Origin of the sequence: Conservatibacter flavescens, assembly GCF_002795425.1 — a bacterium.
GTDB lineage: Bacteria > Pseudomonadota > Gammaproteobacteria > Enterobacterales > Pasteurellaceae > Conservatibacter > Conservatibacter flavescens.
The window spans coordinates 1-15,784 of the sequence record NZ_PHHA01000037.1 but is presented as its reverse complement, the minus strand read 5'-3'; the positions used below and the strand labels follow the sequence as shown (position 1 = coordinate 15,784).

Sequence of the window (15,784 nt, the reverse complement as noted above, 5' to 3'; positions counted from 1 at the left end):
TATCTTGTTTAATAAGATGAAATGGAAGGGTATCGGAAGATACCCTTTTTTATATGTTGAGATTTTGTTCAGGGTTAAATATCAAATTTTTTAAAATAACCAGAGAATTTAATATGAAATCCTAAAATAAAATGCTACAATCCCACGTTCGTAAGCGAATGCCTATTTTTAGAATGACTGATGGGTTAATTATGAGTTTAGAAATTAATAAAAAGAAAAACCCACAAGAAGAAGAGGTGCAGAAATCTAAAGGTGCCAATTTATTTTTGTGGTTTATTGTATTAGCTGTTGTAATTGCAACTGCGGTAGGTAATATCTATTTTGCAGATCAATTCTCGACCCCGATTCGTGTTGTTGCTATTGTTGTTTTATTAGCTATTGCATTAGGTATTGCTGCACTCACTAATCAAGGGAAAACGGCACTTACGTTCCTAAAAGAATCAAAAACTGAATTACGTAAAATTGTGTGGCCAACTCGTCCTGAAACTATGCAGACCACGTTTATTGTAATGGGAGTTACGGTGATTGTTTCTCTAATTCTTTGGGGATTTGATTCAATTATTATGTCTGTCGTTACATTTTTAACAGATTTGAGGTTTTAAAGAATGACAACAGAAAATGCAGCAAAAAAACGTTGGTATGTATTGCAAGCCTTTTCCGGTTTTGAAAGTCGTGTAGCAGCAACATTACGTGAGTATATTAAATTGCACCAAATGGAAGAACAATTTGGTGAAGTGTTGGTACCGACGGAAGAAGTCGTGGAAAATGTAGCGGGTAAGCGTCGTAAAAGTGAGCGTAAGTTCTTTCCAGGCTATGTCCTTGTTCAAATGGAAATGAATGATTATACGTGGCAGCTTGTGCGTAGTGTGCCTCGCGTGATGGGCTTTATTGGTGGGACTGCTGATAAACCAGCACCAATTAGTCAGCGCGAAGCAGATATTATTTTAAACCGTTTAGAGCAAAATAGTGATAAGCCAAGACCGAAGACTGTCTTCCAGCCAGGTGAAGAAGTCCGTGTGACAGAAGGGCCATTTGCAGATTTTAATGGTACAGTAGAAGAAGTTGATTATGAAAAATCTCGCTTAAAAGTATCTGTATCTATTTTTGGTCGAGCAACGCCGGTTGAGCTTGAATTTAGTCAGGTTGAAAAAGCACATTAATTTTAGTGGTGACTATAATTTTATAATTAAAGTGCGATCAAAATATTTTAAGTTTTACTTGAAAAATAGGTGATATTTGCATAAAATGTCGCCCTTTACAAAACAGGGGAGCCTAAAGGCGTTATTACCCATTAAGAGGAAAATAAAATGGCAAAGAAAGTACAAGCCTACGTTAAGCTACAAGTAGCTGCAGGTATGGCTAACCCATCACCACCAGTTGGTCCAGCATTAGGTCAACAAGGTGTGAACATTATGGAATTCTGTAAAGCATTCAACGCTCGCACTGAGAGCTTAGAAAAAGGTTTACCAATTCCAGTGGTTATCACAGTATATGCAGACCGTTCATTCACTTTCGTTACTAAAACTCCACCAGCTGCAGTATTATTGAAAAAAGCAGCGGGTATCAAGTCTGGTTCAGGTAAACCAAACAAAGATAAAGTGGGTAAAGTAACGAGTGCACAAATTCGTGAAATTGCTGAAACAAAAGCAGCAGATATGACGGGTGCTTCTATTGAGAATAAGATGAAATCTATTGAAGGTACTGCTCGTTCAATGGGTTTGGTGGTGGAGGGTTAATAACATGGCTAAACTAACTAAACGCATGAAAGCGATTAAAGCAGGTGTAGATTCTACTAAAGCTTATGAAATCAACGAAGCAATCGCAGTATTAAAACAATTTGCAACAGCTAAATTTGTTGAGAGTGTTGATGTTGCGGTTAATCTAGGTATTGATGCTCGTAAATCAGATCAAAACGTACGTGGTGCAACAGTATTACCACACGGTACAGGTCGTAGCGTGCGTGTTGCTGTGTTCACATCAAATGTAGATGCGGCAAAAGAAGCCGGCGCAGATTTAGTGGGTATGGAAGATCTTGCTGAGAAAGTGAAAAAAGGCGAAATGGACTTTGATGTTGTTATTGCTTCTCCAGATGCAATGCGCGTTGTGGGTCAATTAGGTCAGATCTTAGGACCGCGTGGTTTAATGCCTAACCCTAAAGTGGGAACAGTTACCCCTAACGTTGCTGAAGCTGTGAAAAATGCAAAATCAGGTCAGGTTCGTTATCGTAATGATAAAAATGGAATTATCCATACCACTATTGGTAAGGCAGATTTCTCTCCTGAGCAATTAAAAGAAAACTTGCAAGCGCTATTAGCAGCGTTAGTAAAAGCAAAACCAACGACCGCGAAAGGTGTTTATATTAAGAAAGTAAGCATCTCTACAACAATGGGTGCGGGTGTTGCTGTTGATCAAGCAAGTCTATAATTTTTAATTAGAATTGAAGGCCGTATAGATTTATAATCTACACGGTCTTTTTTTATTTTTGAGAAAAATAATGTTAAAATTCATTACACTTATTTTTACTTTATTTTTAACGGCTTGCGTTAATTTACCAAGAGTAGTCCAGTTACCAGAGCAAGCGCAATCTGTGCGTGTATTTAAGGTTGAAAATGGTGGGCAACGCAGTTTACTGACAGTCCAATTTACACCTAATCAATGGCGCTGGGTACAATCTGATCCACTAGGAGCACCTATTGCAAGGGTTATTTTAACCCAGCAGGGGTGGGAAAATGATGGATTTGTTATGCCTAATAGACAAGCAAGGTTGCTTTTTAGTGCCTTAGCTGTAGCATTAAATTCTGAAATGCCACCATTTGAATTAAATGGAGATTGGAAAATTCGTCAAAATGCACCGCACTTTGAGATTGCGTTGCCAGATAATTCAGTATGGTTTGTTGAGGAATTATAAGTTAAAGAAAGAAAATATGATGAAACTGTTTTTATCTCAACCAGCAATGAGCAGTGCTATTGGTGATGGTGTCTCAACACATTTGTTGGTCTTAAACCAAGGGCAATTTTCTCCGATTCAATTAACCGATTCTCCCTATAGCCTAAATAATATCGAGGGAGAAATGAAAATGTTGGGGGAAATTCATTTTCCATTAAGAGAATTTCCGAGCGACTTGCCAGCAGAACACCGTAGCCGTAATAATCAGCTTCTTTGGCATACGCTCGCTCAAATTGAACCACAGATTGAGCAGGCCATCGCACGGTTTGGTGCTTCTCGTGTTGCTGTTGTGATAGGTACATCAACTACGGGAGTAGATGAAAATATTCCTGTATTTAAATATGCAGCAGAGCATAATGATTGGTCGGGCGAACCTTTTTGGCAACAACAGCAATATTTCTCCGCACCAGCAGATTTTGTCGCCTATCAATATGGCGTGCAAAATTTAAGCTACGGTATTTCCACTGCTTGTACATCGGGGGCAAGGGCGTTAATTTCTGCTGCTCGTTTATTAAAAGCGAATTTGTGTGATGCGGTGATTTGTGGTGGTGTAGATACGTTATCCCCTTTAACAATCAGTGGTTTTAGTTCATTAGATGTTCTATCTTCTCAACGCACAAATCCGCTATCCGCTAATCGAAATGGGATTAACATTGGGGAAGCCGCAGCGGTATTTATTATGAGCAGAGAGCCACTTACTGCACAAACCGTTGAATTACTTGGATATGGATCAAGCAGTGATGCGTATCATATGTCTTCACCTCATCCAGAAGGACGAGGTGCTATTGAGGCTTTTGAACAAGCACTCGCATCAGCAAAATTGGCACCCTCTGAAATTGGTTGGATCAATTTACACGGTACAGGCACAATACATAATGATCAAATGGAAAGTCTCGCAGTGGCAAAAGTTTTCGGAGATAAGACCGCTTGTACCACTACAAAACCTTACACAGGGCATACACTCGGGGCGGCTGGTGCGTTAGAGGCTGCAATTCTGTGGGCGGTGATTAACCGAGAAACCAACCCAACAGGAATATTACCGCCTCAATTATGGGACGGCGTACGAGATGATCATTTACCAAAGATTGCGATTACAGATACAACGAGTAGCTGGCAAGCAGAGAGACGTATAGGAGCAAGTAGTTCTTTTGCCTTTGGTGGTAATAATGCGGTGCTGATTTTAGGAGAGGTTTGTTAATGGATTTTTCTCTACCGATTACCCAAGTTGCCCCTCTTATTCCACAAAGCGGGGAAATGGTGCTACTTGATAAAATTCTTGCTTTCGGTGAAGATTATTTGCAAGCCGAAGCAGAAATTCGCCCCGATCATATCTTGATTAACGCAGGTAAACTCGCCACATTCTCAGGCATTGAAATTATGGCACAAGGCGTGGCTGCGTGGGCGGGGATTCAAGCTCGCCAGCGAAATGAACCTGTGCGTTTAGGCTATTTGCTTGGCACTCGCAAATTACAGCTTTATCAAGAAGAGATTGCTGTAGGGAGTCAAATCATTATTGACGTAAAAATGTCGATTCAAGATGTCACGGGATTTGGTGTATTTGACTGTAAGCTGATCGATAAAGCCACTGAACAAGTCTTATTGGAAGGTGCGTTAAACGTATTTAGCCCTAAAGACGGCAAAATTCAAAAAGAGGGATAATATGACAAAAACCGTTCTCATCACAGGCTCAAGCCGCGGCATTGGTAAAGCAATTGCGTTGAAATTGGCACAATCGGGGTTTGATATTGTAGTACATTGTCGTAGCCGTATTGAAGAGGCTGAACAGGTGGCACAAGCGGTTAGAAATTTAGGTAAAAATGCAAGAGTATTGCAATTTGATGTGAGCAACCGTGAAGAATGCCGTACCAAATTGGAAGCTGATGTAGAAGCAAATGGGGCATATTACGGTGTGGTACTCAATGCAGGATTAACGCGTGATAATGCTTTTCCTGCACTTAGCGATGAAGATTGGGATAATGTATTACGGACAAATTTAGATGGTTTCTACAATGTGTTACACCCTGTAATGATGCCAATGATCCGCCGCCGTAAAGCAGGTAGAATCATTTGTATTACATCGGTATCGGGTATTATTGGTAATCGTGGACAAGTTAATTACAGTGCATCTAAAGCAGGTTTAATTGGTGCAGCGAAAGCGTTAGCGGTGGAGCTGGCAAAACGTAAAATCACTGTTAATTGCGTAGCTCCGGGTTTAATTGATACGGAAATTTTGGACGAAAATCTACCGCTTGATCAAATCTTAAAAGCGATCCCAATGGAGCGAATGGGTAACCCCGATGAAGTTGCCCACGCAGTCGATTTCTTAATGGATGAAAAAGCCTCTTACATTACTCGTCAAGTGATTGGCGTAAATGGTGGGTTGTGTTAGTTGATAAGTTGTAGGGACGGGTTCTGTGCCTGTCCACTTTATTACGAGATTTTCGGGCGGGCACAGGACCCGCCCCTACAGACGAGATAATGAGATGAATACAAAACGTGTTGTCATCACTGGCATTGGTGCGGTAACTGCTTTTGGGCGGACGTGGGAAGAGGTAAAAACGGCTTTCCAACGCAAACAAAATGCTGTGCAAAATATGAGCTGGCAAGATCTCTACCCCGAATTAGAAGCCCAGCTTGGTGCTCCTTTGCCAAATTATGCACCACCAAGCCATTGGAATCGTAAACAACTTCGCAGTATGGGGCGAGTTTCACAGCTGTGTGTAGATGCCGCAGAGCAAGCACTCACTCAAGCAGGCTTGCTAAAAAATGGCGAAATATCACCGCTTGTATTAAAGGGCAAAATGGGCGTGGCAAGCGGTTCTAGTACGGGTTCAACGGCCGATGTGCGTGATATGGCAGAGTTATTGATGACGGGGAAATCCAATAGTTTCAATGCCAGCACCTATGTACGAGCAATGCCACACACGACAGCGGCGAATATTGGTATTTTCTTTGGCTTACAAGGACGCATTATTCCAACATCAAGTGCTTGCTCATCGGGTAGCCAAGGCATTGGTTATGCTTATGAAGCGATTAAATATGGTATGATTCCAATGATGCTAGCAGGCGGTGGTGAAGAGTTTTGCCCTTCCGAAGTCTATGTTTTTGATAGTCTCTATGCTGCTAGCCGCAATAATGCAAACCCTAAATTGACGCCTCGCCCTTATGATCAAGCTCGAGATGGATTAGTAATTGGCGAAGGAGCAGGTATTTTTGTCTTGGAAGAGTTAGAACACGCCTTAGCTCGTGGGGCGAATATTATCGCTGAAGTGGTGGGCTATGGTGCAAACAGTGATGGTAGTCACGTTACCCAACCACAAGCCGAGACGATGCAACGCTGTATGGAAATGGCTATCGCAGATGCAGGTATTTCACCTACTCAAATAGGCTATGTGAATGGACACGGCACTGCTACAGAAAAAGGTGATATAGCAGAAACACAAGCGACCGAAGCCGTCTTTGGCAACATTCCTATCAGCTCACAAAAAAGCTACCTTGGGCATACACTTGGGGCGTGCGGTGCGTTGGAATCTTGGTTCTCAATTGAAATGATGAGAGATGGCTGGTTTGCTCCAACACTGAATTTAGAAAACGTAGATGAGCGTTGTGGCAAATTGGATTATATTTGCGGTGATGGACGTGAAATTCAGACCGATTATGTAATGAACAATAACTTTGCCTTTGGGGGCGTGAATACCTCGCTTATTTTTAAACGTTGGACAGAGTAAGTATGACGAAAAAAATTCTGTTGGTCAGTTATTCCCAAACTGGACAGCTCACACGTTTAGCAGAACATTTTATCGCCCCTTTACAAGAGCAAGCGACTATTTCTGTTGAACATTGCCAACTTCAACCACAAACCGCCTATGCTTTTCCTTGGCGGTTTTTGCCGTTTTTTAATTGCTTTCCTGAAACTGTTCATTTAAAACCAGCTCCAATTATTCCCCCACAATTTACTGAATCCCATTATGATTTAGTTATTATTGCTTATAGTGTCTGGTTTCTTTCCCCAAGCCAACCGATCACCGCTTTTATGCAATCACCGCAAACAAAAGCTATCTTAAAAGATACACCCGTCATTACACTGATTGGTTGCCGTAATATGTGGTTGCAGGCTCAAGAAAAAATGAAAAAACTGCTAGCAGATTGTGGTGCGAATCTCATTGGGAATATTGTAAAAGTGGATCAATCGAATGATTGGGCAAGTTTTATTACCACCCCAATGTGGATGCTAACAGGCAAGAAAAAAGCCGCTTCGTGGCTACCCAGTGCGGGCATTGCTGAAAGCGAAATTCAAGATATGGCTCGTTTTGGTGAAAAACTTTTGCAAACACTTGCCCAAAATAGCCCGCTTGATTCTACGCTTTTTCAAGGAATGAAAGCAGTCAAAATCGATGAAAAACTAATGATGAGCGAAAAAGTAGGGGCGAGAAGTTTTCATATTTGGGGCAAATTGCTGATAAAGTGCGGTCAAATTTCACCAAGTTTTCGCAAGTTCGTACTTTGTTTCTACATCGTCTTTTTAGTCGCAATGATTTTAACTGTTGTTCCTATTTCAGCCGTAATTAAACGCTTATTAAAACCGCTGATTCAGAAAAAACTGGACAAGCAGAAACGTTATTTTGCCGAGCCGAGTGGGGAGGAATAAAATTGACTACACAAAAGATATACACTAAAATTTGTATATCTTTTGTATATAAGGAGAATCAACATGCGAACAGCAGCGATCAATTTGCGTGTATTGCCCGATCAACGAGATTTAATCGATTATGCCGCTGATTTATTGGGTAAAACACGTTCGGAATTTATGTTAGATTCGGCTTGCAATGCGGCACAAAATGTTATTTTGGATCGCTCGTTGTTTCAATTAGATGGTAATACATTTGAACAGTTTACTACTGCTTTGGAACAGCCGATTATCAATGCTAAAGGTTTAGAGAAATTGCTACAAACAGATGAACCTTGGGCGAAATAAAATGCTTTCAGCACCTACATTACTCACAGCAAATCATCTCACCAAACATTTTCAATGCGGAGAGCCTGTATTAGATTTGTGGTTGAAAAATACCGCATTAAAAAATCAGCAAAACCAAGCTAGCCGTACTTTTGTTGTCTGTGATGAACTGAAAGTCGTTGGTTTTTATGCATTATCAGCAGGGTCTGTAACTCACACATATAGTAGCGGTACTTTCCGCCGTAATATGCCAGATCCAATCCCTGTTATTGTATTAGGGCGGTTGGCAGTCGATCGCTCAATGCAAGGGCAAAAACTGGGGGCTGCATTACTCAAAGATGCCATATTGCGAGCTAAAGCCGTTTCAGCACAGATTGGTGTAAAAGCTTTGTTGGTACATGCTTTGAATGATTCAGCCAAACGATTTTATTTACAGTATGGATTTTGTGTTTCCCCTATTGATGAGCATCTTCTTATGCTTAAATTATAACTATTTAACACTATGCAAAACGTCTATATCAACAAAATTTCAGCTTTCTTACCTAACAAACCTGTTTCCAATGATGAAATGGAAGCCGTGTTGGGAATGGTGGGGGAAACGCCCTCTCGTGTGCGGAAGATGATTTTACGTTCCAATGGTATTGTGCAACGTTATTATGCGATTGATCCGAAAACACGCCAAGCAACGCATACTAGCACCGAATTAGCAGCACAAGCGGTCAAAAAATTGGGGATTTCTGCAAATGAATTTAGTTCGTTGGCAGTCGGTACATCATACCCCGATCAAATTTTACCAGGGCAAGGCGTGATGGTGCACGGCTTGTTGGAGAATGCTCCACCAATGGAAGTAATGTCGATGTCTGGTGTGTGTGCAGCAGGAATGGCAGCGATGAAGCACGCATTCAATGCGGTGCGTACGGGCGAACATCAAACGGCTGTGGCGGTGGCTTCCGAGTGTGCCTCGGCAATTATGCGGAGCGAAAATTTCAAGGCGGAAGCGGACAGTAAATTGCTTGAAAATGCTAGACCTGAAATTGGTTTCGAGAAAGACTTCTTGCGTTGGATGCTTTCTGACGGTGCAGGAGCGGTAGCATTATCTAATAAACCCAATGCCAGTGGAGTGAGTTTTAAAATTGAATGGATCGAATTGGTGTCGTTTGCCAATGAAATGCCTGTGTGTATGTATGCAGGTGGCGATGTTAAAAATGGCGAATTTGTCAGTTGGAAATCAGTTTCTCAAGCACAGCGTGATAGCGAAAGTTTTATGGCAATTAAACAAGATGTTAAATTGCTCAACGAAAATATCGTGCGTTGCACTGTCGAAAATGCCCTTAAGCGATTGATTGCTAAATATCATTTGCAAGCGGAAAAAGTCGACTATTTCCTACCGCACTATTCATCAGGTTTCTTCCGTGATCGCCTGCTGGATGGCTTACGCAATATCGATTTCGAAATTCCGCAGGAAAAATGGTTCACCAACCTGACTTATTGCGGTAACACAGGATCGGCGTCGATCTACATTATCTTGGAAGAATTCGTTCGCACTTCCCCACTCAAATCGGGGCAAAAAGTGCTGTGCTATGTGCCAGAAAGCGGACGATTTTCCTCCTGTTTTATGTTGTTGGAAGTTGTAACGCAATAAATTATTGGTAGGGGCGGGTCCTGTGCCCGCCCGTAAACTTTCGCTGATATTCGGGCGGGCACAGGATCCGCCTCTACGAGCAATATATGGAAATTGATGATATTCCCCAAGACGACAGCAAAATTTTCCAAGGGCAGAAAAAGGTGATCTACGCCACCCGCAATGGAAAATTTGAAGCAGGCACCACCACAGGTTGGCAAGCGGAAGAATTTGCCACCGAACAAGCGGTGGATGAGCTCAACCAACTCACCGAACAAGCTTTACAAGCGGTCAAAAACGGTGAAAAATCGGTCATTTACTACTTAATGTACAAAAACCGCTACGACCTCCAAACCCTCGCCCAAGCCACAGGCTTCTGGCAATGGCAAATCAAACGGCATTTTAGACCAGAGGTTTTTGCGAAGTTATCGGAGAAAAAGTTGGCGAAGTATCGGGAGGCGTTTGGTGGATTGGAGATATAAAATGGCAGACAACGATATTATCATCTACACCACCGAAGACGGTTTATCTCAATTCACTCTCCGTGAATTAGGAGCTCAGCTGTGGCTAAGCCAGTTAGAAATTGCTGAGCTTTATCAAACCACCAAGCAAAATATCAGTAAACATATTAAAGCGATTTTTGAAGAAAACGAATTTGATGAAAATTCAACCGTCAACTTTCAGTTGACAGCTCAGAATGAAGGTGGGCGTGAGATAAAGCGCAGAATTGCTTATTATCCGTTACCAATGATTTTAGCCATTGGCTACCGAGTGCGTTCAACGCGAGGTACGCAATTTCGCCAATGGGCGACACGTACGTTAGGTGAATATATCGAAAAAGGCTTTGTGCTAGATGAAGTGCGGTTGAAAAATCCACCGATTGGGGCAAATCAAGCGGACGATTATTTCGATCTATTATTAGAAAAAATTCGAGATATTCGTGCTAGCGAACGCCGAATGTATTTGCGTGTGCGAGAAATTTTTACGCTTGCTGCCGATTATCAACCAAGTTTTAAAGAAACGACCCAATTTTTCCAAAAGATACAGAATAAATTACATTTCGCCTGCACCGATAAAACGGCGGCTGAACTTATTTTTCAGCGAGCCAATGCAGAATTACCCAATATGGGCTTAACCAATTTCAATGGTTCGGAAATCGTCAGAAAAGATGTTACCGTTGCAAAAAACTATTTGAATGAACAAGAAATTACTGCACTCAATCGGATTGTCTCAATGTGGCTGGATTTCGCCGAAGATCAGGCGAGTCGTAAAAAACAATTTTTCCTAAAAGATTGGGAAGAAAAGCTCGATAGTTTTCTCGCTTTTAATGATAGGAATGTATTAAAAGATCAAGGTAAAATTAGCAAGCAACAAGCTGATGAAAAGGCTTTGTTAGAATACAATAAATTTGCAGAGCAACGCAGATTAGAAAAAGAAAAACAAGGCGAAGTTTATATTGAAACTTTGTTAAAGTTGAAAAAATAGGGTGCTGAGATAAAACTAAGTAAGTGTTACAAGCGGTCAAAAAACGGCAGAAAAATCTGCAAGTTATTATCTAATGTACAAAAAACGCTATCTCCAAACTCTCGTTCAAGCCACAGGTTTCTAGCAATGGCAAATTAAACGACATTTTAGACCTGAGGTTTTTTACGAAGTCGAGTGAGAGGGCATTTAGGATGGATATTAGTTATTGACGGAGTAAAAAAATGAATCGAGGTCTTTTTTCTTTTATAACATCTAATGACTTTTATAAAAAGTTAGATAAAAAATGGGTTATTACTTTAGATAAATATCATAAATTTTGGTTTGACTTAATAGTAAATTACAAACAACTTGGGGATGATATAAATACTAAGGACTTAATCGTTAATAAATTAAGAAACATAGAAGAGGAGGTGCGTAGCCATTTAGATAAACGCTTCATATATTTCATATGTTCTCGCAAAAAGGTGCGTTTTAACTTAAAAAAGAAACCGTGGACAAATCCATTAACTAAGTATACATATATTCATCTTTTAATAGGAAGAGATAGAATAAAAAAACGTATAAAAGTTAAATTTATTGATGCTAACTCATCTAAATCACCAAAAATAAAACTAAATGAGAAGTTTATTTTTATTTTTTATGAGAATGGCAATACAGAAACTGTTCCTATTCATGAGTTCTTAGATTTGGCTAAAATTAATTTAGGTATTTGTAGCAATGTTGAATATGTAGGATATACAAATGAACCAAGTCGACGACCTACAAACAAGTCTCATGCGGGACTGGCGGATATACTTTATAAAATATCAAATGAAGATAATGATTTTCTGATTTATTTTAATACTTTTTGTGTAAGAGCTATGCAAATTGAGAGTGCATTAGGGATAAATATTGTAGCAGAAAATGGGTTAATTAATGAAATTAATGCGGACAAAGAAGGAAAAATAATAGAAAAATGTTTTATTTCATATTTTGATTCTAATTTACAAGATAATAATAAGAAGAGTGAAGAAGGCTCATTAAAGAACAATCTTTTTATGCTTAAATCAGAATTTAATATTAGTAAAATTGATGTGTATTATAATCAGATTAATGAAACTGACTATACTTTATTTTCTTCCAATTCTGTAAGAGCTATGAATGAACATTATTTCTCTGTTTCTTTAATTGATGATAATGTGGTCATTAAACGTAATATAAAACCTTTAATAAGTAATGAATAACAACTTCCCCCACCAACACACTGCCCATTGCGAAAGTGGTGTGATGTCAACATTATTAAAATCGCAAGGTTTGGATTTTAACGAAGCGATGGTTTTCGGCTTGGCGTCTGCCTTGACGTTTGTGTATCTGCCGCTGATTAAAGTGAGCGGAATGCCGTTGATTTCGTATCGTATGCCGCCCAAGCACATTATCAAAACTGTGTCGAAAATGCTGAAAGTGCGGTTGAAAATGCAGAAGTTTTCCAACGAAAAGGCGGGGCAAACGGCGTTGGATCAAGCGCTGAGCGAAGGCAGATTAGTTGGTTTGCAAACGTCGGTGTTTTGGCTGCCCTATTTTCCGCCTGAAATGCGTTTTCATTTTAATGCACATAATTTGCTGGTGTATGGCAAAGAGCAAGATGATTATTTAATCAGCGATCCTGTGTTTGAGACGGTGCAACGCTGTGCCACGCAAGATTTGCAAAAAGCACGTTTTGCCAAAGGTGCGTTGGCGGCAAAAGGCTTGATGTACTATTTTGAGCAAACGCCCGATTTTACTCAAATCGACCTACCAAATTTGGTGCGTAAAGCGATTCGCAAACAGGCAAAACAGATGCTTGCACCGTTGTTTTTTGTCGGTGTGAAAGGTATTCGCACAGTGGCAAAATCCATCGAAAATCTGACCGCTTGCAAAAAAGGCGAAAAATATAACCGCTTGTATCTCGGGCATATCGTGCGAATGCAGGAAGAGATCGGCACAGGTGGGGCAGGTTTCCGTTATCTATACGCCTATTTCCTTGAACAAGCGGCAGAAATCTGTCAAGAACCGAAATTCAAACAGGCAAGCGAACAAATGACGATAATCGGTGATCAATGGCGAGAATTTGCCACACTTTGTGTCAAACAGTGCCGAAAACCTACGGTGGAAGGATATAAAGAGGTGGCGGAATTTTTAAGGGGGATTGCGGAGAGGGAACGATTACTCTGGATGATGTTGAAATAACCGTAGGGGCGGGTCCTGTGCCCGCCCGAATGATGATAAAAATATATGAAAAAGCAACTTTTACCACAACGCAAAATAATCCGTTTACAACATTATGATTATGCCGAAAATGGGTTATATTTCATTACTATTTGTGTGCAAGATCGCTTATGTTTATTTGGTCACATTTTAAATGAGAAAATGGAATTAAGTGCTGCGGGTAAAATGATTGAGGAGTGCTATTTGGAATTGGAGCAGTATTTTCCTACGGTAAAATGTTTAGATTATGTCATTATGCCTAATCATATCCATTTCATTCTTCATTTTGAAAATAAAGAAAATTCAGTGCGTTATTCATTATTTGATGTCATGCAACGTTTTAAATCTCGAACGAATGTTGAATATATAAAAAACGTAAAACAAAATAATTGGCAACCATTTAATAAGAAATTATGGCAACGAAGTTATTATGAGCATATTATTCGAGATGAAAAAGATTATTTAATGATTGCGGAATATATTGATAATAACCCGTTAAATTGGGTGTTAGATAAATTATATATAGCTGGATAATTTCGGGCGGGCACAGGACCCGCCCCTACGGAAGATTGATGATTAAAATAACAAACCTAAACTACCACTACCCCAACGCACAAACGTCTGCGTTGTATGGGGTGAATTTGCAGATTAAACAAGGTGCTGCTGTTGGCTTACTCGGGCCAAATGGAGCAGGGAAAACGACCTTGATGTCGCTTTTGACTGGATTGCAATCCGTGCAGCAAGGCGAGATTTTATTTGAGGGTGTGCCGTTTGAGAAATTGACGAAAAAGCAACGCCATCAAATTTCTTTGGTGCCACAAGATTTTGCGTTTTATCCGCTTTTAACAGTGTGGGAAAATCTGAAATTTTTCGCCGCACTTTATGACGTTACCGATAAAAATTGGCTCGTTGAATTGCTGGAAAAAACGGGTCTGACGGCGCATAAAACCAAGCTCGCCAAGCATTTGTCTGGTGGATTAAAACGCCGTTTGAATTTTGCGATTGGCTTGATCAATCGTCCCAAAGTGATTTTTTTAGATGAGATTACAGTCGGGATCGATCCACAGTCTCGCCAATTTATTTTAAATAGCGTAGCGGAGCTGACCAAGCAAGGTGTAACGGTTATTTATACCTCTCATTATTTACAGGAAATTGAGCAACTGTGTTCGCAGTTAGTGCTATTAAATGAAGGGCGATTAATTTATCAAGGTGATTTGCAAGACATCATCGGTAATCAACCGCTTGAGAAGTTTTATTTGGATTTTTTGGATAAACAGGTAGGAAATTCGTGTTAATTGCTTCTATCTTCAAAGAACTTCGCTTATTAAGTCGTGATCTGCATGGTGTGGCGGTACTGTTTATGATGCCGATTTTATTTATGTTGATTATGTCGGCGGCATTGAGCAATGATAATGAACTTACCCATAAATCAGATATTGTGCTGTTAAGTGATATGGAAAATCCATTTAATGTTGATTTTTTCCAAGCCTTACAAAAGGAAAACTTACAGGTTCATCACGCTAATTTAAGTGAATTAAATCGCTATCAAAACGAGTTACAAGCGGGCAAATTTGAGTTGGTTATTGCAAATTTTAATGAAAAAACGACCGCACTTTCCGAAGACCAACCCTTGCAACTCTGGCTCAATCCGAGTGTCGATCGAGGCTGGTTGTTGGGGGTGAAAGGTGTTTTACAGAAGCATTATACTGAGCAACGAATTAAGCACTACCTGAATAATAATCATATTACGCTTGAAAATAATAAACGCAAGCAGATCAAAGAGATAGAAAATAAAGTCAATAAAGAGCTTGACCGGAAGTTTGCCCAAATAAACGATTACCTTGCTAAAAATTTATGGCAGGAAGTTTACCTAAATCGGCAAGGTAGTGAGGTGGCAAAGCCGAATTCGGTACAGCATAGTGTACCGGCGTGGCTGATTTTCGGGATGTTTTTTATTATGATTCCGCTTTCCAACGTGATGGCGATGGAACGGCACACTAACACGATTACTCGTTTGCGAATGGCTAGGGCATCAGCATTGAGCTTAATTATTGCTAAGCTTATTCCTTATTTTATTATCAATCAGTTCCAATTTGCTGGAATGGTTGCATTAGGTTATTTTGTATTACCGAGGCTAAATATGCCCGCTTTTGAATTGGTAGGAGATGGGTTTTCTTATGCGGTTTTATCCTCTACAGTTAGCCTTGCTGCACTCGGTTACGGTTTGTTAGTGAGTGTTGTGGCTCGGACAACGGAACACGCAGTTGTATTAGGCGGCGGTGGTATTATCATTATGGCGGCAATCGGCGGTATTATGGTGCCGACCTACGTAATGCCGGAAATAATGCAAACTGTCGCTGAGTTTTCACCGATGGGGTGGGCGTTGAGCGGTTTCCAAAATCTATTGTTAAATCAGTATGATTTATCACAAATTGTAAATTATTTAATAAAATTATCTGCTTTTGGTATATTGATGATTGTGTTAGCAGCGATGTTATATCAGCAGCAATTAAAAAAACAGGTGCGGTTTTAACGTAGGGTGCGTTTGCGAACG

The 15,784-nt window shown here is 40.2% G+C and carries 20 protein-coding genes; all 20 read left to right on the top strand.

Going from position 1 to position 15,784, the window contains the following annotated elements; translation table 11 throughout:
* Positions 1 to 191 precede the first annotated feature (191 nt).
* The 20 genes from secE to CVP05_RS11745 all read left to right on the top strand — a co-directional run bounded on the left by secE (position 192) and on the right by CVP05_RS11745 (position 15,763).
* The gene (gene secE / locus CVP05_RS11840; RefSeq protein ID WP_100289771.1) at positions 192 to 602 is read left to right on the top strand and encodes a preprotein translocase subunit SecE; all 411 of its coding nucleotides are present in this window, start codon (positions 192 to 194) and stop codon (positions 600 to 602) included.
* Positions 603 to 605: 3 nt separating this feature from the next.
* A complete protein-coding gene (gene nusG / locus CVP05_RS11835; RefSeq protein WP_100289770.1) occupies positions 606 to 1,160 on the top strand; it encodes a transcription termination/antitermination protein NusG in 555 nt (184 codons plus the stop codon).
* Positions 1,161 to 1,307: 147 nt separating this feature from the next.
* Complete coding sequence (gene rplK, locus CVP05_RS11830) at positions 1,308 to 1,736, top strand: 50S ribosomal protein L11 (RefSeq protein WP_100289769.1); 429 nt, start codon at positions 1,308 to 1,310, stop codon at positions 1,734 to 1,736.
* A 4-nt stretch (positions 1,737 to 1,740) separates the two neighbouring features.
* A complete protein-coding gene (gene rplA, locus CVP05_RS11825) occupies positions 1,741 to 2,424 on the top strand; it encodes a 50S ribosomal protein L1 (protein ID WP_100289768.1) in 684 nt (227 codons plus the stop codon).
* 70 nt (positions 2,425 to 2,494) lie between these two features.
* Positions 2,495 to 2,908, top strand: coding sequence for a hypothetical protein (locus CVP05_RS11820; RefSeq protein WP_100289767.1), 414 nt, complete (start codon positions 2,495 to 2,497; stop codon positions 2,906 to 2,908).
* A gap of 16 nt (positions 2,909 to 2,924) precedes the next feature.
* Positions 2,925 to 4,145, top strand: coding sequence for a beta-ketoacyl-ACP synthase (locus CVP05_RS11815; RefSeq protein WP_100289766.1), 1,221 nt, complete (start codon positions 2,925 to 2,927; stop codon positions 4,143 to 4,145).
* On the top strand, positions 4,145 to 4,606 hold the full coding sequence (locus CVP05_RS11810; protein ID WP_100289765.1) for a hotdog family protein: 462 nt from the start codon (positions 4,145 to 4,147) through the stop codon (positions 4,604 to 4,606). Before CVP05_RS11815 ends, CVP05_RS11810 begins: the two co-directional genes overlap by 1 nt.
* A gap of 1 nt (position 4,607) precedes the next feature.
* The gene (gene fabG / locus CVP05_RS11805; RefSeq protein WP_100289764.1) at positions 4,608 to 5,336 is read left to right on the top strand and encodes a 3-oxoacyl-ACP reductase FabG; all 729 of its coding nucleotides are present in this window, start codon (positions 4,608 to 4,610) and stop codon (positions 5,334 to 5,336) included.
* A 94-nt stretch (positions 5,337 to 5,430) separates the two neighbouring features.
* Positions 5,431 to 6,675, top strand: a complete 1,245-nt coding sequence (locus tag CVP05_RS11800) for a beta-ketoacyl-ACP synthase (protein WP_100289763.1) — start codon at positions 5,431 to 5,433, stop codon at positions 6,673 to 6,675.
* A 2-nt stretch (positions 6,676 to 6,677) separates the two neighbouring features.
* Complete coding sequence (locus tag CVP05_RS11795) at positions 6,678 to 7,595, top strand: hypothetical protein (protein WP_100289762.1); 918 nt, start codon at positions 6,678 to 6,680, stop codon at positions 7,593 to 7,595.
* 63 nt (positions 7,596 to 7,658) lie between these two features.
* A complete protein-coding gene (locus CVP05_RS11790) occupies positions 7,659 to 7,922 on the top strand; it encodes a type II toxin-antitoxin system TacA family antitoxin (RefSeq protein ID WP_100289761.1) in 264 nt (87 codons plus the stop codon).
* Between the two features lies 1 nt (position 7,923).
* Positions 7,924 to 8,391: a GNAT family N-acetyltransferase gene (locus CVP05_RS11785; RefSeq protein WP_100289760.1), complete on the top strand. Its 468-nt coding sequence runs from the start codon at positions 7,924 to 7,926 to the stop codon at positions 8,389 to 8,391.
* Between the two features lie 12 nt (positions 8,392 to 8,403).
* Entirely contained in the window at positions 8,404 to 9,543 is a 1,140-nt protein-coding gene (locus tag CVP05_RS11780; RefSeq protein WP_100289759.1) for a beta-ketoacyl-ACP synthase III, read from the top strand.
* An 86-nt stretch (positions 9,544 to 9,629) separates the two neighbouring features.
* A complete protein-coding gene (locus CVP05_RS11775; RefSeq protein WP_100289758.1) occupies positions 9,630 to 10,004 on the top strand; it encodes a DarG family dialkylresorcinol biosynthesis protein in 375 nt (124 codons plus the stop codon).
* A 1-nt stretch (position 10,005) separates the two neighbouring features.
* Positions 10,006 to 11,007 (top strand): virulence RhuM family protein, encoded by a 1,002-nt coding sequence (locus tag CVP05_RS11770; protein WP_100289757.1) that lies wholly within the window; start codon positions 10,006 to 10,008, stop codon positions 11,005 to 11,007.
* Between the two features lie 221 nt (positions 11,008 to 11,228).
* Complete coding sequence (locus CVP05_RS11765) at positions 11,229 to 12,230, top strand: hypothetical protein (protein ID WP_100289756.1); 1,002 nt, start codon at positions 11,229 to 11,231, stop codon at positions 12,228 to 12,230.
* Complete coding sequence (darH, locus tag CVP05_RS11760) at positions 12,223 to 13,212, top strand: BtrH-related acyltransferase DarH (RefSeq protein WP_100289755.1); 990 nt, start codon at positions 12,223 to 12,225, stop codon at positions 13,210 to 13,212. The genes CVP05_RS11765 and darH overlap by 8 nt, the downstream gene beginning before the upstream one ends.
* Positions 13,213 to 13,257: 45 nt before the next feature.
* Positions 13,258 to 13,764 carry a transposase gene (locus CVP05_RS11755; protein ID WP_100289754.1) on the top strand — a complete coding sequence of 169 codons (507 nt, stop codon included), beginning with the start codon at positions 13,258 to 13,260 and terminating at the stop codon, positions 13,762 to 13,764.
* Between the two features lie 38 nt (positions 13,765 to 13,802).
* Complete coding sequence (locus tag CVP05_RS11750) at positions 13,803 to 14,525, top strand: ABC transporter ATP-binding protein (RefSeq protein ID WP_100289753.1); 723 nt, start codon at positions 13,803 to 13,805, stop codon at positions 14,523 to 14,525.
* Complete coding sequence (locus CVP05_RS11745) at positions 14,519 to 15,763, top strand: ABC transporter permease (RefSeq protein WP_100289752.1); 1,245 nt, start codon at positions 14,519 to 14,521, stop codon at positions 15,761 to 15,763. Before CVP05_RS11750 ends, CVP05_RS11745 begins: the two co-directional genes overlap by 7 nt.
* The last annotated feature ends 21 nt before the right edge of the window (positions 15,764 to 15,784 follow it).